At 38.0% G+C, this 20,176-nt stretch carries 15 protein-coding genes; 10 read left to right on the forward strand and 5 right to left on the reverse strand.

The window, feature by feature from the left end:
* Positions 1-2: 2 nt before the first annotated feature.
* Together abc-f and IEU90_RS06290 are read right to left on the reverse strand one after the other, a co-directional pair.
* Positions 3-1,475 carry a ribosomal protection-like ABC-F family protein gene (abc-f, locus tag IEU90_RS06285; protein ID WP_153709859.1) on the reverse strand — a complete coding sequence of 491 codons (1,473 nt, stop codon included), beginning with the start codon at positions 1,473-1,475 and terminating at the stop codon, positions 3-5.
* Positions 1,476-1,739: 264 nt separating this feature from the next.
* On the reverse strand, positions 1,740-2,684 hold the full coding sequence (locus IEU90_RS06290) for a Dyp-type peroxidase (RefSeq protein ID WP_153709860.1): 945 nt from the start codon (positions 2,682-2,684) through the stop codon (positions 1,740-1,742).
* Positions 2,685-2,840: 156 nt separating this feature from the next.
* Between IEU90_RS06290 and IEU90_RS06295 the strand changes: the two genes are divergently transcribed.
* From IEU90_RS06295 to gtfA, 4 genes are all read left to right on the forward strand, one after another.
* Positions 2,841-4,358, forward strand: coding sequence for a YfcC family protein (locus IEU90_RS06295; RefSeq protein WP_153709861.1), 1,518 nt, complete (start codon positions 2,841-2,843; stop codon positions 4,356-4,358).
* Between the two features lie 12 nt (positions 4,359-4,370).
* On the forward strand, positions 4,371-5,705 hold the full coding sequence (locus tag IEU90_RS06300; RefSeq protein ID WP_188357886.1) for a dipeptidase: 1,335 nt from the start codon (positions 4,371-4,373) through the stop codon (positions 5,703-5,705).
* 307 nt (positions 5,706-6,012) lie between these two features.
* Positions 6,013-7,230, forward strand: a complete 1,218-nt coding sequence (locus IEU90_RS06305; protein WP_153709863.1) for an MFS transporter — start codon at positions 6,013-6,015, stop codon at positions 7,228-7,230.
* A gap of 20 nt (positions 7,231-7,250) precedes the next feature.
* Complete coding sequence (gtfA, locus tag IEU90_RS06310) at positions 7,251-8,708, forward strand: sucrose phosphorylase (protein ID WP_153709864.1); 1,458 nt, start codon at positions 7,251-7,253, stop codon at positions 8,706-8,708.
* Between the two features lie 132 nt (positions 8,709-8,840).
* Here gtfA and IEU90_RS06315 read toward each other — a convergent pair whose 3' ends face one another.
* Complete coding sequence (locus IEU90_RS06315; protein WP_153709865.1) at positions 8,841-9,638, reverse strand: serine hydrolase; 798 nt, start codon at positions 9,636-9,638, stop codon at positions 8,841-8,843.
* A 195-nt stretch (positions 9,639-9,833) separates the two neighbouring features.
* Between IEU90_RS06315 and IEU90_RS06320 the strand changes: the two genes are divergently transcribed.
* Both IEU90_RS06320 and IEU90_RS06325 read left to right on the forward strand, forming a co-directional pair.
* On the forward strand, positions 9,834-11,078 hold the full coding sequence (locus IEU90_RS06320) for a D-alanyl-D-alanine carboxypeptidase family protein (RefSeq protein WP_188357887.1): 1,245 nt from the start codon (positions 9,834-9,836) through the stop codon (positions 11,076-11,078).
* A 183-nt stretch (positions 11,079-11,261) separates the two neighbouring features.
* Positions 11,262-11,702, forward strand: coding sequence for a hypothetical protein (locus tag IEU90_RS06325; RefSeq protein ID WP_153709867.1), 441 nt, complete (start codon positions 11,262-11,264; stop codon positions 11,700-11,702).
* 144 nt (positions 11,703-11,846) lie between these two features.
* Here IEU90_RS06325 and IEU90_RS06330 read toward each other — a convergent pair whose 3' ends face one another.
* Positions 11,847-12,884, reverse strand: coding sequence for an aldose epimerase family protein (locus IEU90_RS06330; protein ID WP_153709868.1), 1,038 nt, complete (start codon positions 12,882-12,884; stop codon positions 11,847-11,849).
* A 145-nt stretch (positions 12,885-13,029) separates the two neighbouring features.
* On the opposite strand from IEU90_RS06330, the gene IEU90_RS06335 reads away from it, so the two are divergent.
* From IEU90_RS06335 to IEU90_RS06345, 3 genes are all read left to right on the forward strand, one after another.
* Positions 13,030-13,209 (forward strand): hypothetical protein, encoded by a 180-nt coding sequence (locus IEU90_RS06335; protein ID WP_153709869.1) that lies wholly within the window; start codon positions 13,030-13,032, stop codon positions 13,207-13,209.
* A 368-nt stretch (positions 13,210-13,577) separates the two neighbouring features.
* The gene (locus IEU90_RS06340) at positions 13,578-16,349 is read left to right on the forward strand and encodes a KxYKxGKxW signal peptide domain-containing protein (RefSeq protein ID WP_188357888.1); all 2,772 of its coding nucleotides are present in this window, start codon (positions 13,578-13,580) and stop codon (positions 16,347-16,349) included.
* A 133-nt stretch (positions 16,350-16,482) separates the two neighbouring features.
* Positions 16,483-16,962 carry an efflux RND transporter periplasmic adaptor subunit gene (locus tag IEU90_RS06345; RefSeq protein WP_153709870.1) on the forward strand — a complete coding sequence of 160 codons (480 nt, stop codon included), beginning with the start codon at positions 16,483-16,485 and terminating at the stop codon, positions 16,960-16,962.
* A gap of 124 nt (positions 16,963-17,086) precedes the next feature.
* Here IEU90_RS06345 and IEU90_RS06350 read toward each other — a convergent pair whose 3' ends face one another.
* Complete coding sequence (locus tag IEU90_RS06350; protein ID WP_188357889.1) at positions 17,087-18,484, reverse strand: DUF2252 domain-containing protein; 1,398 nt, start codon at positions 18,482-18,484, stop codon at positions 17,087-17,089.
* Positions 18,485-18,626: 142 nt separating this feature from the next.
* Here IEU90_RS06350 and IEU90_RS06355 point away from each other — a divergent pair, with 142 nt between their 5' ends.
* On the forward strand, positions 18,627-20,168 hold the full coding sequence (locus IEU90_RS06355) for a plasmid pRiA4b ORF-3 family protein (protein ID WP_153709872.1): 1,542 nt from the start codon (positions 18,627-18,629) through the stop codon (positions 20,166-20,168).
* Positions 20,169-20,176 lie beyond the last annotated feature (8 nt).

A 20,176-nucleotide genomic window follows, 5' to 3' on the forward strand; every position in this document is an offset into this window, starting at 1 on the left:
AATTAAATTTGAATTTTCCGTGTTGCAACATGATCAATAAAGTGTTTATCGTGCTCGATGATTATCATTGGCGGACGAACTTCTTGAATTAATTTTATAATTTGCTCTTGATTATAAGTATCAAGGTAGTTTAGTGGTTCGTCCCATAAGTACAGGTGGGCGGGTTGCGCCAAAGAACGGGCGAGTTCAACTTTCTTTTGCTGCCCCATACTCATTTGCTCAATCGGAACATTAAATGTTGATCGCGCCATTCCGAGTTTACGGAGAAGGTTAAGAAAGGTATCATAATCAATCTTGTTATTTTTGGCAAAATCTTGAAGGCTGCCATGGTTATATAGATAATTTTGCCGAACAACACTAATTTTAATATTACTGCCAATGGTGATTTGTCCATCCTGCGTACCGTTAAAATCACCAAGAATAGCATGAAATAAGCTTGATTTCCCATTTCCATTGTTACCGCAAAGGATGACTTGTTCATGATTGCCGACTTTTAATGAAAGGTTGTTATAAAGAGGATGTCCAGGAAAGCTTAGGGAAAGTTTATCGATACTAAGTAAAGTCTGATGATGAGTAGGCTGAAGGTTGATTGTAAGCGGGACGACCTTTTCAACCTCTTGCAAAAGGCCTTGCCGATCTTCAATTGCTTTATCAAGGCGGCCCTTCATAATTGTTGACTTTTTCATCATCTTAGCAGCTTTCGCACTAATGAACCCCTTATCTGCGTGTGAATTATTTTTCTTTTCGTTTTCGGCTTGTTGGGCCCATTGCTGTTTTGTTTGGCGGACCTGTTTAAGATGGTGGATATCTTTTAAAAGCTGTTCATTAGTACTAATTGCTGTATTATCCCGTCGTTGTTTTTGAGCAAAGTAATTACTGTAATTTCCCTTGGCGAGAACTAGTTGATGCTGCTCAATCACTAATGTATGATCAATAATTTCATCGAGAAATGTTTGATCGTGACTAGTAATAATGAACCCGCCCTTCTTTTGTTTAAGGTACTGGGCGATCAATGACCGTCCTGCTTGATCAAGGTGATTTGTCGGTTCATCAAGCAGGGGGAAGATCCCTTCTTGAGCAAATAAGCAAGCGAGCATTACTCGTGTTTGTTCACCGCCACTAAGGGTGTTAAATGGCTGCCATAATAAAGCAGAATCGGTGTGCATCAAATTAAGCTCTCGTTCGACTTGCCATTGTTCAAGCTGGGGAACCATGTTGCTTAGGTTATTCCAAACAAAATCATCAGGATCTGCAACATCAAATGGATAATAACCGAATTTTAAATTTGTTTGAACCTGACCTCGATAGTCAAGGCAGTTTTGTAATATCTTGAAAAAGGTTGTTTTGCCGCGCCCATTTCGTCCTAATAGCCCTAGCTTCCAATCACTGCTGAGATTTAAACTGCAATCCTTAAAGAGCGGTGCTTGTCCGGGATAGGCAAAAGTTAAGTTGTTAATCGTAATTGGTTCTATCAAAAAAATCACCCTTTCATGTACGCGGAGAAAGGGTGGGTAGTAAAAAAAGCCCACCACTCTGGGCAGACTTTTAAACTAGTGGTAATTAATATCGCACTAGGTTCATTACGATCAGTCATTGAATTTAATTCTACCCAGAGTATCTCCCCGTGTTAATCCACAGTAAGCGATACGTTAAATTGTGTAGAATTAAAATTTCAATGGATGATCCCTCCTAAAATTCAATGCACTAAATATAGCAAGTTAAAAATAAATTGTCAATAATTAATTTAATTCGCCATCAGCAATTTGATCTAACATCGGGCGTGATGGGATAAAGAATAGTTGTCCGCCAAGAATGTTAGAGAAAGTTAATAAGTAGTCATTTTGATCCAGCATGTTTTCCAGCATTTTCTTAGTAACATTCCAATGACGCGAGTAACCGATGAAGAATGTTCCGGTGTTACCTGATGCAGGGTCAGAATATGGGACGTTCATACGAACAATCTTTTGCTCAACGCCGTCAATTTCAGCTTGGGAAGCGACATTGTGGGCGTTCTTAAACTTTTCTTGTTCACTTAGTTCAAGATCGGAAAACTTCTTTCGGCCAACTGCTTTTTCTTGATCTTCAGTAGTTAGTTTATTCCAAATATCCATGTTATGGCGCCATTTTTGTGCAAAGGCATATGAACCATTCTCAAAAGTGGGATCTTCATCGCCAATAATTGCGTAATCAGCAGCATCTTGCGGCTCAGGATTTTCGGTACCATCGATAAAGCCAATAATTGCGCGGCCTTCAAAATAGCGGAATCCTTTTGTTTCATCAACAACGTTAGTAATATCTTTAATAAAAAGCATAATTTGAGCCATAAACTCATAAACAACTGCTTCATCATTAGCACGAATGTGGAGGAAGATATCTCCTTCAGCTGCAGGCATTTTATATTTTGGACCGGTGAGTGTTTGATATGTCTCTAGTTCCTTAGGCTTAGGGGCGTTAGGAAAGAGGTAGTCCCATGCATCGCTACTAAAACCAAGAGCGACTTTTAAATTACCTTTATTATCACGAATCCGAAGAGAACGGGTAATAGCCTGGAAACGATCAACGAATTCCTTAATTGCTTCCTGTTCTTTTGCCCGATCCTGGCGCTTTAATTCTAAAACAGTGAATTGAACATGCTCACCAGCATCTTTCCAAACATCTTGAGCTTTATTTGGGTTCATTACCATGAGATGATCTCCTCCTTATAAAGAGTATTATATTATCACAAGACAATTATAGCATTCTTTCACGATTTAATTGTAATAGTTATCACATTAAGTTGAAGCCGCTTTCAAACTGCCTTAAAATAAAGGGTGTAATTATTTTTATAAAGGGGTGGTTTTATGCAGGAAACACAGGCAAAGAAAAAGCATCGGTTCCATATGCCTACTGCGTTTACGATTTTATTTTTAATTATTATTTTAATTGCAATTTTAACGTGGATTATTCCAGCAGGGACATATGAGACAGATAAGGCAGGAAATATTATTTCCGGTACATATAAGACGGTGGCAAATAAGCCTCAAGGAATTTGGGATATCTTTATGGCACCGGTTATCGGGATGGTTGGTGACAAGCAAACTGATGGTGCAATTTCTGTTTCGCTTTTTATTCTCGTTATTGGGGGCTTTTTAGGGGTCATCAATAAGACAAATGCTCTAAATGAAGGAATTACTTCAATTGTTCGGCGCTATAAAGGACGTGAAAAACGATTGATTCCAATCCTCATGCTTTTATTTGCCCTCGGTGGTTCAACTTATGGAATGGGTGAAGAAACGATTGCGTTTTATCCGTTATTAATCCCTGTTATGATGGGGGTAGGATTTGACTCAATTGTTGCCGTGGCGATTGCCTTAGTTGGAAGTCAAGTAGGGTGCTTGGCTTCAACCGTTAACCCATTTGCCACCGGTGTTGCTTCTCAAACGTTGAATATTTCACCGGGTGATGGCTTAGTTTCCCGGGTAATACTTTTAATTATTACAATTACTATTAGTATTCTTTATGTTTATCATTATGCTTCAGTAATTGAGAAGGATCCGACTAAGTCTTTGGTTTACAATCAACGGGCAGAAGATGAAAAGCATTTCTTAGTAAAGGCTAGTCCAAATGATGACCACAAAATGACTGGTCGGCAAAAGACCGTTATCTGGTTATTTGGGATTACTTTTGTTGTAATGATTCTTGGTTTGATCCCATGGTCTAATCTTAATAGTCATTGGACATTCTTCGATAAATTCACAAAGTGGCTAGTTAACATTCCGTTTTTAGGTGATTTATTGGGTCACGATATGGCACCTCTTGGGACATGGTACTTCAATGAAATTACAATGCTATTTCTTTTTATGTCAGTCTTAATTATGGCGGTTTATCATATGAAGGAAAGCGAATTTGTTGATGCCTTTATGTCTGGAATGAGTGATTTCTTGAGTGTTGCAATTATTGTTGCAGTTGCTCGGGGAATTCAAGTAGTAATGAATAACGGGATGATTACTGGGACTGTCCTTCACTGGGGAGAATTAGGCCTTCATGGATTATCGCAAACAGTATTTATTATTCTGACATATATTTTCTATATTCCAATGTCATTCTTAATCCCATCAACATCCGGCCTAGCAGCAGCAACAATGGGAATTATCGGACCAATGGGACATTTTGCTCATGTTTCGGGGAGCCTGGTAATTACTGCTTACCAAGCGGCTTCCGGTTGGGTTAACTTAATTACGCCTACATCAGGAGTTGTTATGGGAGCTTTAGCAATTGCCCACATTAATGTCGGTATTTGGTGGAAGTGGATGCTAAAATTAATGATTTATCTCTTTATTGCTACTTGTGTATTCTTAGGAATTGCAGCATTACTGTAGGAGGAGAATTTAATGGATAAGATTATTACAGAAGATGAACAGAAAGCAGCCGTTAAGACTTTAGAACGATTGATCTCTGTACCATCATATAATCAACAAGCAGAAGATGGTGCGCCATTTGGACGGGGGATTCGCAATGCCCTTGATGAAATGATGAAGATTTGTGACGAACTAGGATTTAAAACTTACGAGGATCCTGACGGGTACTATGGTTATGCAGAAGTCGGCAGCGGCGATAAGCTCTTTGGGATAATTTGTCACCTTGATACGGTTCCGGCAGGTGATTTAGGAAAATGGCAACACAATCCGTTTAAGGGAACAGTAATTGATAATGCGGTTTATGGACGTGGCTCGCAAGATGATAAGGGTCCTGGAATTGCAGCTTTATATGCTGTTAAAGCACTAATGGATCAAGGGTACCATTTTAACCAGCGGATTCGGTTTATTTATGGAACTGATGAGGAAATCTTGTGGCGGGGAATTGCTGAATATAATAAGAAGGAAGCACCAATTGATAGCGGTATTTCTCCAGATGCAGAATTCCCGCTAATTTATGCCGAAAAAGGCCTTCAGCAGTCTTATCTTGTTGGTCCGGGAACCAATCAGTTGAAGCTTAAATTGAAGAATGCTTTTAATGCTGTTCCAGATAGTGCAGTATATGATGGACCAAAACAGGATGAGGTTAAAGCAGCCTTAGATAAGCATGGTTTTGAATATACTAGTGATGATAATTCAATTACTGTTATTGGTAAGTCAGTTCATGCCATGATGGCCCCTGAAGGAACAAATGCCGTATTACGGTTAGCAATTGCCCTTGATGATGTTTTTGATTTTAAGCCTCTTGACTTTATCGGAAAGCTATTTAAGGAAGACGCAACAGGAAGCAATGTGCTTGGCGATGTTCATGATGAATCCGGACAACTCACTTTCAATATCTCTAGTCTCGAAATTAATGAAGATGAAACGCGGATGCAAATTGATTTGCGGATTCCGGTAACAGTTGATCGTGATAAATTATTGGAGAAGTTAAGTAAGCAAGTAGCTGAATATGATCTTAAGTACGTCCACTTCGATTATTTAGCTCCGTTGTATGTTCCTAAGGATAGTAAATTAGTTCAGACATTAATGGAAGTTTATAAAGAACAAACAGGTGATGTTGATGCTGAACCACAAATTTCAGGCGGTGCAACATTTGCGCGGACAATGAATAACTGTGTTGCCTTTGGCGGAATGTTACCGACAACGCCAGACTACATGCATCAGGCAAATGAACAGTGGCCATTACCGGATATGTATAAAGCGATGGAGATTTATGCACAGGCAATTAAGAAATTGTGTGTTGACTGATTGTTAAATTTAAGGAGAGTAAAGCAGTAATTTACCTGAAATGCTTTACTCTTTTTTAATAAATTAATTCCAAAGCGATAATGTGTATCTTTGCACAATTTTTTAAAAAGCAGCCCGAAATAGCGCCACCATCTGTTTTCATTTACTTTCATTTAAATCGCGTTACAATAATAATGAAATGGATTACAATTTTTAAGGAAAAATCTTTGTTAATCGTTTGACATTTTGAAATACTCATTGTATATTATTGATGTACAGTAATGATAAACGTTTATCAATAATCCTATAGAAAGAGTACCTACTAATTATGAATAACAAAAATTCTATTGTTACAAAATTGGCATTCTTGTCAGTTTCTTTCATGGTTACGAGTGCTTATGCCATTCAAGGTTCTTTACCGCAATTAAAGGCGGCACTCGGAATCTCACAAACACAGTCAGAATATTTAGTTACAACCCCATCATTTGCCGTAATGATTTTCGTTGTTCTTTCACCATTACTCCAACAATGGTTTAACATTTCTGATAAAAAGATCATTATGGCCGGAGTTACTATCGTTGGTCTTGCAGGGATTGTACCGATGTTTGCTAACGACTACACCACGATTTTAATTTCCCGGTTAGTCTTGGGAGCAGGATTTGGTTTATACAACTCTCAAGCTATTTCAATGATTTCGGTTTGGTATGAAGGTACTACCCGCGCTCAAATGCTTGGTTGGCGTGCTGCTGCTGAACAAATTGGTCAGGCATGTACCCTTGCTATTGCTGGTTTAATCCTTAGCTACGCCGGCTGGCATGCATCATTTGCCGTATATCTTCTTGCCTTTATCGTTCTCTTCTTCTTTGCAATCCGTGTTCCTGACGACAGTAAAGCTCAAGATAATCATGTTGCTGAAGATGACCTTGCTGCAGAATTAACTGAAGAAGACGAACCGATTAAAAAGATTAGTCCGGTAGTTTACTTGCTTGTTCTCTTTGCTTTCTTGCTAGTTGTTGATTATGTTGGAATGGAAAATCGTTTCCCTGGTTTAGCAGTTGCAATTAAGGGAAACAACTATACCGGGTCTTCAATGTTCCTTTCGTTAATGTTAATCGGAGCAACACTCGGTGGCTTATTCTACGGATCAATTAATAAGGTTCTTGGTTTTAATACTGTTTACCTTGGTCTCGGATTAATGGCCATTTCAAATTTCTTGTTTGCTTTTGCTAACGGTAACTTTGTAATGCTGGTAATTGGTTTGCTCTTAATCGGTTTCCCATTACAATTAGTTTCTCCATTGATTTTCAACTTGTTGCCAGACCTAGCTCCTGCTAAACGTCAGCCTTTAGTAACATCAATGGTACTTATTGGTTTTAACTTTGGAGCTTTCTTCTCACCAACAATTGCTGAATGGATGAACCGGTTAATGGGACGTCCACTTAGCGGAATGGATCTTGCTGCTCCGTTCCCTATCTATGGGGTAATGCTAATAGTTATTGCCTTGATTATTTTCTTTGCAACTCGTCGCTCAAAACAAGCTAACTAAATTTATTGGAGGTTTTTATTATGCCAATCAAAAATGAAGCAATGTTAATTACTTACTCTGACTCAATGGGTAAAGACATTAAGGAAACTCATGAAGTATTAAAGAAGTACATTGGTGATGCTATTGGTGGAGTTCACTTGCTTCCATTCTTCCCGTCAACTGGTGACCGTGGATTTGCACCTTACCGTTACGATGTTGTTGATTCAGCATTTGGTGACTGGAACGATGTTGAAGCGCTTGGTGAAGATTACTACTTAATGTTTGACTTTATGATTAACCATATTTCAAAGAAGTCAGAAATGTACCAAGACTTTAAGAAGAAGCATGATGATTCTAAGTACAATGATTTCTTTATTCGTTGGGAAAAGTTCTGGGAAAAGGCTGGTAAAAACCGCCCAACTCAAGAAGATGTTGACTTAATCTACAAGCGGAAGGATAAAGCCCCTAAGCAAGAAATTACCTTTGATGACGGCACGACTGAAAACTTGTGGAATACATTTGGTGAAGAACAGATTGACATCAATGTTAAGAGCAAGGTTGCCAATGAATTCTTCAAGGAAACATTAATCGATATGGTTAAGCATGGTGCTGATATGATCCGTCTTGATGCATTTGCTTACGCTATCAAGAAAGTTGGTACTAATGACTTCTTCGTTGAACCTGAAATTTGGGACCTCTTAAATGAAGTTCAAGACATTTTAGCACCATACAAGGCAATCATTCTTCCTGAAATTCATGAACACTACACTATTCCACAAAAGATTTCAGAACATGACTTCTTTATTTATGACTTCACCTTGCCAATGACTACTCTTTACACCCTTTATTCTGGTAAGACTAACCGCCTTGCTAAGTGGTTAAAGATGTCACCAATGAAGCAATTCACTACCCTTGACACTCATGATGGTATTGGAGTTGTTGATGCAAAGGATATTTTGACTGATGACGAAATTGAATATGCATCAAACGAATTGTACAAGGTCGGTGCTAATGTTAAGCGGAAGTACTCAAGTGCAGAATACAATAACTTGGATATTTACCAAATCAATTCTACTTACTACTCTGCTTTAGGTGACAATGACAAAGCTTACTTGCTTTCTCGTGCATTCCAAATCTTTGCTCCTGGTATTCCAATGGTTTACTACGTTGGTTTACTCGCTGGTTCAAACGATCTTGAATTACTTGAAAAGACTAAGGAAGGTCGTAACATTAATCGTCACTATTACACTAAAGAAGAAGTTGCCAAGGAAGTTCAACGGCCAGTAGTTAAGAACCTCTTAGACTTACTTGCATGGCGGAACAAATTTGCAGCATTTGATCTTGATGGCTCAATTGAAGTTGAAACACCAACTGAAACTACTATCAAGATTACGCGGAAAGACAAGGATGGCAAGAATGTTGCTGTTCTTGACGCCGATGCCGCTAACAAGACTTTTACTGTTACTGCTAACGGCGAAAAGGTTATGGAACAAAAATAGTAGTTCATAGTTCATAATCTCTCTCAAAATAGGCAGTGTTCCTTTCCAAAAACGCTTAATTCTCTCTTAATAAACTGCCTATAAAAAGAGCGAGGCTAGAAATTGAAAGTTTCTAGTCTCGCTCTTTTTGCATTAATCTAAAATTGGCTTTGTTACACGGGCAAGCTGCTCAATTACTTGTTGACCGGCTGCCATCGTTTGATTCTTATCGGTATATACAGCAATCGTGTAGTCTGTTCCATTACTATTTTTTACATAACCAATACTATTTACAATCCATTCGTCTTTACCATAATTTAGCCAGCCATTTTTCAAAGCAAAGTTATCGCTGCTAGCTGAGATACCCCAAGATTGATCATTTTCAACATTACTCATTAAGTCGCGGATTTCACTTCTATCCTCATCAGATAAGATCTTAGACTTATAGAAAATGTTGTTTAGCAGTTTAACCTGATCTTTAGGCGTCGTAACAGTTAATCCCCAACTGCTGTTTGCTTTGGACTGGTTCATCCCGAACTTCTCAAACGTTTGTTGAAGGCCGTTTTTTCCTCCGAGGTAGTTTTCAAATAATTCGCTTGTCGAATCATTATCACTTTGTTCAATCATTTTAGTTGCTAATGATTTTTGGTGACTAGTTAACGGTCCTTTTTGATTAGCAATGATTCCCGCTAAGATACTAACTTTAACTGTACTAGCTGTTCGGAATTTATGCTGAGGTGCATTACTAGAAGTATAAATCTGATGGGTCTTAGGGGAATATACCGCAATACTGACGTTGTTATTAGAGGTGAAGATAATTTTATTCCATGCGGATTTTAACCGGGCGTTTGTTGAGGTAAAATGATGGACTCCCATTATAATAAGCAGGATAGCGATAATAATTAGGATAAGCTTACCAGGTTTACGCCGATGATGCTGCGATCTCTGCATTCTTTAACGACCCTTTCTAATTAAAAATTAGCATACTTAATTAATGATACAAGTAATTTAAAAAAATAAAAGATACAATTTATTTTTTTAATGAAAAATAAGACTTTCAGTCAAAATTTAATCAAATCGTCATGTTTTTTGGGGTAAGGATAGGATATGATAGTTAGGTATGTATAAGGAGAGAAAGTAGTTCTAATGAAGAAAGTTAAATCTTTTTTTGCCAAATTATTATTGGTAATTGCAACAGTTAATATAATTTTAGGCGGACTAAGCATCTTTGCGCGAGTTCATGCAGAAACAGCGGCGTTTAATATGGATGCGCGGGCAGCTTATGCAATTGATGCAGAAAGCGGTCAAGTCCTCTATCAAAAAAATGCGACAAAATTGTACCCGATTGCTTCAGTTATTAAAATTTTGACTTTAGGGGTAATTGAACAGGATGTCCGTAACCATCATTTGAAATGGGATCAAAAAATTAAAATAACGCCAGCAGTTGCCAAAATGGCCGATGACTGGCATTTCTCAAATGTGCCCTTAGTAAAGGGACAAGAATATACGGTCCGCCAGCTGGTTGATTCTATGATGCTCGTGTCAGCAGATGGCAGTACCGAAGCGCTTGCCTTAGCAGACGCTGGTAGTACTGAGGCGTTTAATAAAAAGATGCAGGCTTTTGCGAAAAAAGCTGGTGTAACTGATGCTAAGATTTATAATATGATCGGGTTGCCTAATGGTGATTTAGGAAAGCATAAGCTTAAGGACGTCGATAAAGATGCGGAGAACTTATTATCTGCTAAAGACGTAGCACTTATTTCAAAATATCTCGTTGAAAAATATCCGGAGACTCTTGAAATTACAAAACAGAAATTCGCTAACTTTGATGTAACAAAAGATCAGCAATATCTAATGACAAATGTAAATGCTTTGTTACCCCAAAATGGTTTTGCCCCTAAAGAGGGAGAAATTGATGGGTTAAAGACAGGTAATACTGATCGTGCGGGTAAATGTATTGTTTCAACAGGGACATTTTCCGGTCGGCGAGTAATTCTAGTTGCATTGCATACTAAAGGTGAATGGAATGACCAATCAAAGATGCAACAAGATTTTTATAATAAGCTTGTTGATGAATATCAGCCTGTCCAAGCAAAGAAAATTAGTGATATTTCCACCAAAATTAAAGCTGTAAAAGTTACTAACGGCAAGGATAAGAAGAACACTCAGATAGAACTGAACAAGGCAACAACGGTTTGGCTTCCTAAGAACGTTAAACTAGGAGCAACCAAGCCAACCTTAAAATTAAACGGTGGTCAACAAAGCCTTGAAGCACCAATTAAAAAGGGTCAGCAGGTTGGTAAACTTGTTTTACATATACCGGGGCTGCCAGACTTTGACATGTCGGTGTATGCAAGTCAAAATATTGCTAAAAAATCAATTTTTAACTAATACTAGGTGTTAAAAGTGAGTAGGGATAAAGCCTGCTCATTTTTTATTATTTATATAATGTCTTTGTAATCTTATTTTACCTTCGCATAATATATAAGCCGTATCATTTGTATAATTTAAATTATAAAAATATAATAAAGATGAATTAGGAATTATAGCTATTGTATTAGGAGGTAATTATTTATGGCTGATTATGCAAAGCGTCAACTTAAGGCTTTAGACCGAATTGCAAAGAAGATTGCAGATGCTGAAGGACACTTAACAAAGATTGAAGATAGTGTTGACAACGAAAAGCACCGTACCGCACAACACGAAACAATCAAGGATATTAAGTCAATTCTTAAGCACGCTTGGAAAGTAGATAAGGACTCAATAAAGCTTGAAGAACGTGCTGGTGAAGGTCACAAAGATCCAGCAGAAAATCATTATGTTTACATGGAAGACGAAGAAGGAGTTATTAAGGACCTTAATAATGCCTTTAAGGAACTCGATGAGAAGTTAGCAGCTCTTACCGATGATGAAGGCGGTAAGATCAAGGCATTCCGTGCAGAACACCATTACCTTGAAAAGGCAAAGGATATTCTTCAAAAGGCTGGTAAGTACAATCCAGATGAAAAAGATTAATTTATAATTCCTAACAACTAATAAAAGAGGTCAGAGTAAAATCCGACCTCTTTTATTAGTAACATTGAAAGATAAAAATAGTTGAGGCCGAGAAAAACTTTTTGCTTTCTCAGCCTCTTTGTGTATTTCACTATTATTTACTAATTAATATTCGACATGCCACTTAATAGTGTAAGTTTTTTCTTCACCAGGATGTAGTGTGATATCACCAAATTCTGGGTGGTGTGGTGCATCTGAAAGATTTTGTGCTTCCATGGCGAGACCTAAGTGGGGATGAACTTGTCCATGATTGTAAACAGCAGCGTCATCCGAGTTCATTGTGTACATAACCAATCCATTGCGGTCAGAGTAAAGGCTCATTTTACGACCGCTTTCTGGATCTTCAAGTGTAGCAACGGGCTTTGTAAGACTAGGAGTTACTTCCCAAATATCATCAAAACCGTTTTCTTTTGTAGAACTCATCTTTTCTAGGGCATCACCTAGGCGGGTAGGAGTACCAAAGTCAAATGGAGTCCCTTCATTAGCAACCTTTTCACCAGTTGGAATCTTTCCATCATCAACTGCTAAGTGATTTTCTGAGTTAACATAAAGCTTTAATTGGTCAATGGTTGGAACATTCGCTGCTGCCATATTCCAGTATGTGTGATTAGTAGGGTTAAATAATGTGTCAGCGTCGGTAGTTGCTGAAATCTTAAGTGAAAGATAATCGTCATTATTTAAGGTATACGTTGCAGTTATATGCATTTTACCAGGATAAGTATCAACTTCTGGGCTTAATGTTAAACTAAGAGTGATTGAAACAGAGTCGGCAGTTGCTTCAGTACTATCAACGTGCCAAATATGACTGTAAAAGCCATTCGTACCACCATGCAAGGCATTTTTTCCTTCGTTTTGTTCAATCTGATAATCTTTACCATTGATACTAAACTTACCGTCAGCAATTCGTCCTGCAACCCGACCAATTAAACGATTAGTACAGAAACCATTGTTGGTAAAGTTGTCAAGATTTTCAGATGTTAAGATCATATCTGCTTTTCCACCATCTTTTGTCGGCACTTTGAAAGATTGTAATAGACCAGCAAAATCTAAAATTCCGGCTTGAACACCGTTGTCATTAGTTAAAATATATTTTGTTACCGGTTCACCTTTATATGTTCCGAATGGTACTTTAGAAATTTCCATAAATTCGTTCCTCCTTGAAGTAAGCGCTTTATTACAGTTACTATTTTACCACAATTTTATTTTAAAATCGTGCAATCGTTTGCACAAGTTTGAATATGCTAGAATAAAAGTTGAAGTTTACAGTGAAATTTATGAGGGATAGTAAATGACTAAAAATAAGTGGGATAAATTCAAGAAGAGTTTTAGTAAAAATTTTATCGACTTTTTAATGATTTTTGCAGCTGAGCAAGATTTTATTAACAAGCACCGCCATAAGAGCAGTATTATCAAGGAACAAGATCGTTATGGGAACGATCAGCGAAATAAACATGAAAATAAAGGGTAGTATCCTTAATGGCCTTTGGCAAACTTATCTTTAATGCTGAATAAGTAATTTTACATATCGTATGATTTATATATATTGATAGCCAATATTGACTTTATTAGCAATCGTATTGTTATATGAATTATCTCTTTTTTATATTCGGTTATCAATCGATATCAATAAATAGATATTTAATCTATTGAAAAATAAAATTTATCTAATTTAAAAATCGATAATTATAGAATAAACGTTGATACGACAATAATAAGGTCGTTTTTTTTATCAATCGAAAGATAAACGAAAATAGCTTGAAATGGTAAGGACGATTACATAAAATGAGGGTGTTGTAAGACAAATATTTTGAAGTTTTTATTTTGGGAGGGTTATTTATGAAAAATAATCAAGTACATTACAAAATGTATAAAGCTAAAAAGAATATTGTATACGCTGGTTTAATGACCACTGCTACTTTAGCTGGTCTTACATTAGCAAATGTAAATAATAATGAAGTTCACGCTGATGTTGTTGCTCAACCCGCAATTACTGCAACAACTAACACGAGTGCTGCTTCAAACGTTTCATCTGATGTAGTTTCACAAGCTCAAGAAAAAGTAAATGCTGCTAGTGATGCAGTTACAGCTGCTTCTAGTGCTGTTGTTGCCACAAGTGTTGCTAACAGTACTGCTCAAGAAAACGTAGCAGCTGCTAAGAGTGCGGCAACCTCAACTGCTCAAAGTAACGCTAACTCAACTTCTGCTGTTGCAAGTTCAGCATTCAACGATTACAGTGCAGCTAAGTCAACTGCTAGTGCGGCAACCAATGTTTCAACTAATATTGCAAACGCCTACAATGAATTTAAGGATGGCAAAACCGACAATGCCTTAAATGCTGCTCAATCAGCTGTTAGCCAAGCCCAAAAGCTTTATGGCAATAACAGTTCACAAGAGCAAACTGCTGAAAATGTAATTAATGCAATTAACGAATACAACCAAAACCCAACTGTTTCCAACAAGGGTAAGGCTGTTGATGCTCTTAATGCATACGAAAAGTACGCTAATGATCAAATTGTTTCAGCACAAAAGGCACTTGACGAAGCAAATGCTAACCAAGCTAACCTTCAAAAACAATTAGATGCAGCTGTTAGCGCACAAAAGACTGCTAAGACTGCTCTTGATAATGCTAAGTTAGCTGTTAACATCGATGCATTAAAGAAAGCATATCAAGATGCTTCTGCTACTGCTGAAAAGGCAGCAACTGCTTTGAACACTGCTAATGAAGCATTAGCTAATGCGCAAAAGGCACTTGATGAAGCACGTAATGCTCAAACTGATGCAGCAACTAAGCTGGGCACTACTAACCCAGACATGACAGCTCTCCAAAAGGCTGCTAATGATGCTCAAACTAAGGTAAACGAAACAGGTAACTCCTTAGAAGAAGCAAATGCTGACCTTAAGGATGCTCAGGATAACTATGATGTTGCTGCAAACCGTCAAACAACTGCATCAGAAGCTTACACTAAGGCAGAAGCAGCATTAAACAATGCAAAGGCTGCCGAACAAAAAGCTAAAGATGCCTATGACGCTGCTGCACAAGACAACATCAACGAACCAAATGAATGGAATGATGCAGCAGAACAACAAGCAAAAACAGATTGGGATAAAGCTTCCGCTGCTTTAACTAAGGCTCAACAAGCATTTGATGAAGCTAACACTGCATTGAATGGTGCTCAAGCAGAAGTAAACGCGGCTGGTGAAACCCTTGAACACGCACAGGCACGTCAAAAGGCTGCTCAAGATGCACATGATGCTGCTGTAAATGCACAAACAGCTGCAGCGAATAAGTTAGCTGCTGCTAAGGCTTACCAAAGTGCAACTGCTAATGTAAACAAGGCAAGTGAAGACTTTGGCAATGCACAAGCTGCTCAGCAAAAGGCCCAAGCAGCATTTGATGAAGCCATGAATGCTCAAACAGACGCTGCTAAAAAGTTAGGTACAACTAACCCAGATATGGCAGCCCTTCAAAAGGCATACGATGACGCTTCAACTGCTGCTAACCAAGCAGGTGCAAAGCTTGAAGATGCTAAGGCTGCTCTTGCAAAGCAAAACCAAAAAGTTGCTGATGCTCAAAAGGCATATGATGACGCAACTACTAAGGTTAACAATGCAACTAAGGCATTAGAAGATGCTAAGGCTGCTACTAAGAAGGCTCAAGATACCTTCAACCAAAATAATGAATTCGCTACTGATGCTGCTGCAGCATACAACGAATTGAACGCTGACCACGCTGAAAATGCTTTGAACACTGCCCAAGGTTTACTTAATAAGGTTCAAAAAGTTTATGGTTACAATGCACCACAAACTGATGCTGCCGAAGCATTGGTAAGTGCTCTTAAGGATTACTACCTTAACCCAACCACTCCAGCTGATAAGACTGCTACCTTGGATAAGATTCAAGCAGCACAAAACGTATTCAACGACCTCGTTAAGAATGCTAACGAAGCCAAGGATGCTGCTGAAGCTAAGTACCAAGACGCTCAAAAGAACGCTGATGCTGCTAAGGCAATTCTTGACCGTGTAAATAATGGTGACTTTAGCGACTTCCCAGCCGTTAAGGATGCAGAAGAAGCTCAAAAGCTTGCTCAAACCAACTACGACAACGCTTTGGCTAACTTGAAGAATGCCCAAGCTAACTTAGATATGGCTAACGCAAACCTTGAAGCTGCCAAGAAGGCTGCTAGTGAAAAGCCAGCTGATAAGCCATCAACTGGTGATGACAACACTAATAAGGGTGAAGACAACACCAACAAAGGTGACGACAACGCTAATAAAGGCGAAGATAACACCAACAAAGGTGACGACAACGCTAATAAGGGCGAAGACAACACCAACAAAGGTGATAACAACGCTGCTAAGAATGATAATGCAGGTGTTGTAAACGACACTAAGAAGAGTGAAGCTACTACTGCTGTAACTGCTGACAAGAAGGCTGCTGCAACTACTAACTTAACTCGTGCAGAATACAAGACTGCTAATAAGCAAAACAATGCTAAGGCAGAAACATTACCACAAACTGGTAACGAAAGTGGTGTTGCTGCTGTTGCCTTAGGAGCAGCTGCTGCTATGTTTGGCCTTGGTTTAGCTGGTAAGAAGCGCGAATACTAATAACTTAATTAAGAGTTAATTATTGGTTAAGAATCTAATATTATATTTTGTTCGGACATACTAGAGGGTTGTGACAAAGGGTTGCTTTGCCACAACCTTTTAGTTTATTTACAGGATTAGTGAGGTAAATGGTATGGCTGATCTAAAAGCAGCATTAACGCAAGCCCAGAAAACTTATGAACAGGCGCAGAAGTCGTATGAAAAACTTAACCAGAAGTATCACGATGCAAAGGCGGCAGTGATCTCTGCACAGAATACCTTTGCAGGGGTACAAACAATTGGCGATCGGACGACTATTACTACCAGTAGTCAATTGCTGAAAAACGTTCAAGATAATTTAGACCGTATTTCTGCTAATTTATTAGTAGCAAGAGGAAACTTGAAAGCAGCACGTAATAATTTAGAAAATGCTAAAAAAGCAGTTGAAGTAGAAAAGGAAAATAACCAGCCGTTTAAACAATCAACTTTCACTACTATTTCAACAAGCTATGGGAAAATTAAACTCTCAAAGGAGCCGGAGCCAGCTAAACCGACCCCTAAAAAGCAGTCGGATGCTGAAACAGTTAAGATGACAAGAGCTGAATACCGTAAAAGGATGAATCAACGAAAATAAGAGTGGGATAGAGCTAGTTTGCCTAGTGTCTCATCGCCTAAAGGATAGCTACTACGCTGTTGCATTACTATCTTTAAAATAATTAAAGGACTGGGTTAATTCCCAGCCCTTTTTAGATCCATTATTAACTTATTAATTTTCCTTCCATAATGGCATGTTTGAATTGTTCAAAATCAACTGTTACCTGTTCAACATATTTTAATGCCCAATCAGCTAAGAGTGTGTCAAGCTTTTTTTGATGCTTTAAATAACCACGAATCATTGGGGCAGTTGGACTTTGAAAATGAGCCATTGCAAGTAGGTAAGCACATGTCTGACAATAAAACTGAAAACTCTCAAAATCAAGTTTATTAACATTGATGGATTCTTTCATGTCACGGAACTGACGAATATAATAACTTCGCCCGCCAAAATTGGTGCTTCCTAAAAAACGATCTGACGAAGATTGCAAAACACGTTGGGCTGTCACAATCCGTTGCCCAGCAATGCCACCGTTTTTGATTACTTGCTGAACAGGGAGCGAGAGCATGTTATAACGGAGCGGCATTGCTTCTTTAACCTGTAAAACAAGATGACTGCCATCATTACCAGTAAGCATTATTAAGTAACAGCGCGTTCCAAAGCTTCCTACTCCAACACTATAACGGATAATATCTGAAATATGGAAATTGGCTAACAGTACACGAACGTCTTGACGAACATTTTCGCAGTATTGCTGATAGCCCTTAACGATTTGCTGATAGCGAATAGCACTAAGATGGCGGGCACGTGGTGGATTATCGCGGAAGACCAAGTGTCCCTGGTTATTGACTGTCGCCATTTTTTGAATTATTTCTTCTGAATTACTGCGTTGACTCTTTTTCAGAACCTTATTAAGAACGGTTTGCATTTGGGTTGAAATATCGCCAAAGGACTCAATTGCTTTACCCATGTCCTCATATGCAAACGAGAAGTAAAATAATTGTAAAAGACTCATCTTATTGGCACTTTTAATGGTATGACGATATGTTTTAGTGGTGACTTGAAGCAGACGATAAAGGTCGGCACGATCGAAATCGTTTTCTTCTCCGGCTAGTTCTGCACTAACTAAGAGTCTTTTTAGATCGCTTTCCCAATTACCGATTCTTGCTTCATCAAAATCGTTTAAACCAAAAAGAAGCTTTCGTTCGGGAGAGGCATAAAAACCAAAATTATTTACATGGGCATCTCCGCAAATAATAATAGGAAGATTGCTCTGAGATTGATGCTTAAGGTCGTGCTCCATTAATTCGGCTGTCCCGCGAAAAAAAGCAAACCGGCTTGCAAGCATACGTTGATGGCGGAGGGCTAGCAATTCGCGAATCATATTCGCTTCTGTTATTTGAATTGTTCGAACTGGATTACGATTAACAGGAATAAAAGTCCCTAGCATTTCACTAGTGATATCCTTTTGTCGTTGTTTTCCAGCATTTTCAAGTTCTGCTTTTGTTTTATTTATTTGAATTTTTTTAAGGTCAAAGATATCAAGTTTTTGATTGATCAAAAGAGGCGCATCCTTTCAAAGACAGTACATTATACCCTATTTTAAATCTTTTATTTTGTTTGTAAATATGGTTTGATTGAGTTGATAAATAATGTTTTTTAAAATAAAATTAATATAAGTTAAGTAATAAAAAGGAGTTGATATGGTGATTATTGCAGTGGAAAATTCACTTGCCCAACATTTGCACATTAACTCACAAATAATGTCACCCTCTGAGTTATTAGATACCAATGCTTGGACAATTCGGGTTGCTGGTGAATTCATGATTATAATGAATAATTTGATGTCGTTTCCTGTTATTGTTCGTCATCCCCAACGTTTTAATGATTCGCGATCGTTCATGACAGCATTTAAACGTGAATTTTTACAATTATTAGAAATATCGCCAATTCCGCATGCAAAAATTAGAATGATCCGTGATGCTCAATTCGGTAAGGTGGCATTCACACGGCAGATTCAGCCAGAAACACAACAGCAGCTACAAAAATACCAGAACTTAATGATAGGACCTAATTCGATCATTGACTGGGAGAAGAATCCTAGTAATGCCGAAATCGCCCTTCAATTAGCTGAACAAACACAAATTATTAACCAGGCAACTGATGAAGAATATGTAGTAATGGATATCTTTGAGGATTATTCCATCACTGATTTTAAAGTTCCGTCCCATCCCGAACTTAATGAGCATAATCGTCGTTACCTTTATCGTTCACTTTCAATTAACGATATTATGAATGCAACAGCAGTCGGTGAAAAGATTCTTGATGATTATGAAGAGTATCTTGAAGAACGAAATAAGAGTGAAAGTATTATTGACCGTGACCTTGATTGTGCAGCTGATTATATTGGCTATTGTGAAGCACTAGGTGAATCTGTTCTTGATGATTTGACATTAATCTATCACTATTTTATTAATTATGAAAAATTGCATAATGAGCGACCAACTGATACTAGTTTTCGTTCAAAGAGCGATGCCTTTCGTGAATTTGGTAAGTTTTTACGAGCCGAGGATCTTTTTTCAAGTGAAGACTATGACAAATTTGTTCAAGCGGTTAATCAAGGAATCAAAGACCTGAATTCCAAACAACGAATGTATCATCTCCAACGAATTATTCGTGATATGCAGCGACAAGTACGGAACCAACGAGAACATGCAATTCAGTATGTTAATAAACAATATACTATTTATGTTGAGTTAAGCAACTATACTCCAAAAATGTGGCGGCGGTTTACTGTTAGCGGTGATACTCGGTTAGATACGCTATGTTTTACAGTCTTAGCCGCTTTTAATGCCGATGGTAATCACTTATTTGAGCTTCAACAAGGGTCGGTACGTTACCAGCTGCCTATTTTTGATAGCGGTTTCGGTCAGACGAAGGATATTACGCAAAGTTGGGTTGGCGATTGTGATATATCGCATGACTTCCACCTAATATATGATTTTGGCGATATGTGGGATTTTAAAATAAAATTTGAGGAAATTACACCCAAACGGATTCCTGCCCATACTAGCCCAGAGATTATTGACGGCTTTGGTTATGGGATTTTGGAAGATATTGGCGGAGTAACCGGACTTGCACAAGTGGCTAAAGATGATGGATCAATTAATAGCCAATTAAACATAACTGAATTCAAGAAAAAATGGCCACGACAAATTGAGAAAATTCATAACTGTTATGAATAATAAAAAGC

It is taken from the genome of Limosilactobacillus caviae (assembly GCF_014635905.1).
GTDB classification, from domain to species: domain Bacteria; phylum Bacillota; class Bacilli; order Lactobacillales; family Lactobacillaceae; genus Limosilactobacillus; species Limosilactobacillus caviae.

Excerpts from the sequence above, each read along its gene's own strand:
- gtfA (WP_153709864.1), top strand. The coding sequence starts at position 7,251 with ATGCCAATCAAAAATGAAGCAATGTTAATTACTTACTCTGACTCAATG.
- IEU90_RS06315 (WP_153709865.1), bottom strand. The coding sequence starts at position 9,638 with ATGCAGAGATCGCAGCATCATCGGCGTAAACCTGGTAAGCTTATCCTA.
- IEU90_RS06355 (WP_153709872.1), top strand. The coding sequence starts at position 18,627 with ATGGTGATTATTGCAGTGGAAAATTCACTTGCCCAACATTTGCACATT.
- IEU90_RS06335 (WP_153709869.1), top strand. The coding sequence starts at position 13,030 with ATGACTAAAAATAAGTGGGATAAATTCAAGAAGAGTTTTAGTAAAAAT.
- IEU90_RS06295 (WP_153709861.1), top strand. The coding sequence starts at position 2,841 with ATGCAGGAAACACAGGCAAAGAAAAAGCATCGGTTCCATATGCCTACT.
- IEU90_RS06300 (WP_188357886.1), top strand. The coding sequence starts at position 4,371 with ATGGATAAGATTATTACAGAAGATGAACAGAAAGCAGCCGTTAAGACT.
- IEU90_RS06325 (WP_153709867.1), top strand. The coding sequence starts at position 11,262 with ATGGCTGATTATGCAAAGCGTCAACTTAAGGCTTTAGACCGAATTGCA.
- IEU90_RS06320 (WP_188357887.1), top strand. The coding sequence starts at position 9,834 with ATGAAGAAAGTTAAATCTTTTTTTGCCAAATTATTATTGGTAATTGCA.
- IEU90_RS06305 (WP_153709863.1), top strand. The coding sequence starts at position 6,013 with ATGAATAACAAAAATTCTATTGTTACAAAATTGGCATTCTTGTCAGTT.
- IEU90_RS06330 (WP_153709868.1), bottom strand. The coding sequence starts at position 12,884 with ATGGAAATTTCTAAAGTACCATTCGGAACATATAAAGGTGAACCGGTA.
- IEU90_RS06290 (WP_153709860.1), bottom strand. The coding sequence starts at position 2,684 with ATGGTAATGAACCCAAATAAAGCTCAAGATGTTTGGAAAGATGCTGGT.
- IEU90_RS06340 (WP_188357888.1), top strand. The coding sequence starts at position 13,578 with ATGAAAAATAATCAAGTACATTACAAAATGTATAAAGCTAAAAAGAAT.
- IEU90_RS06345 (WP_153709870.1), top strand. The coding sequence starts at position 16,483 with ATGGCTGATCTAAAAGCAGCATTAACGCAAGCCCAGAAAACTTATGAA.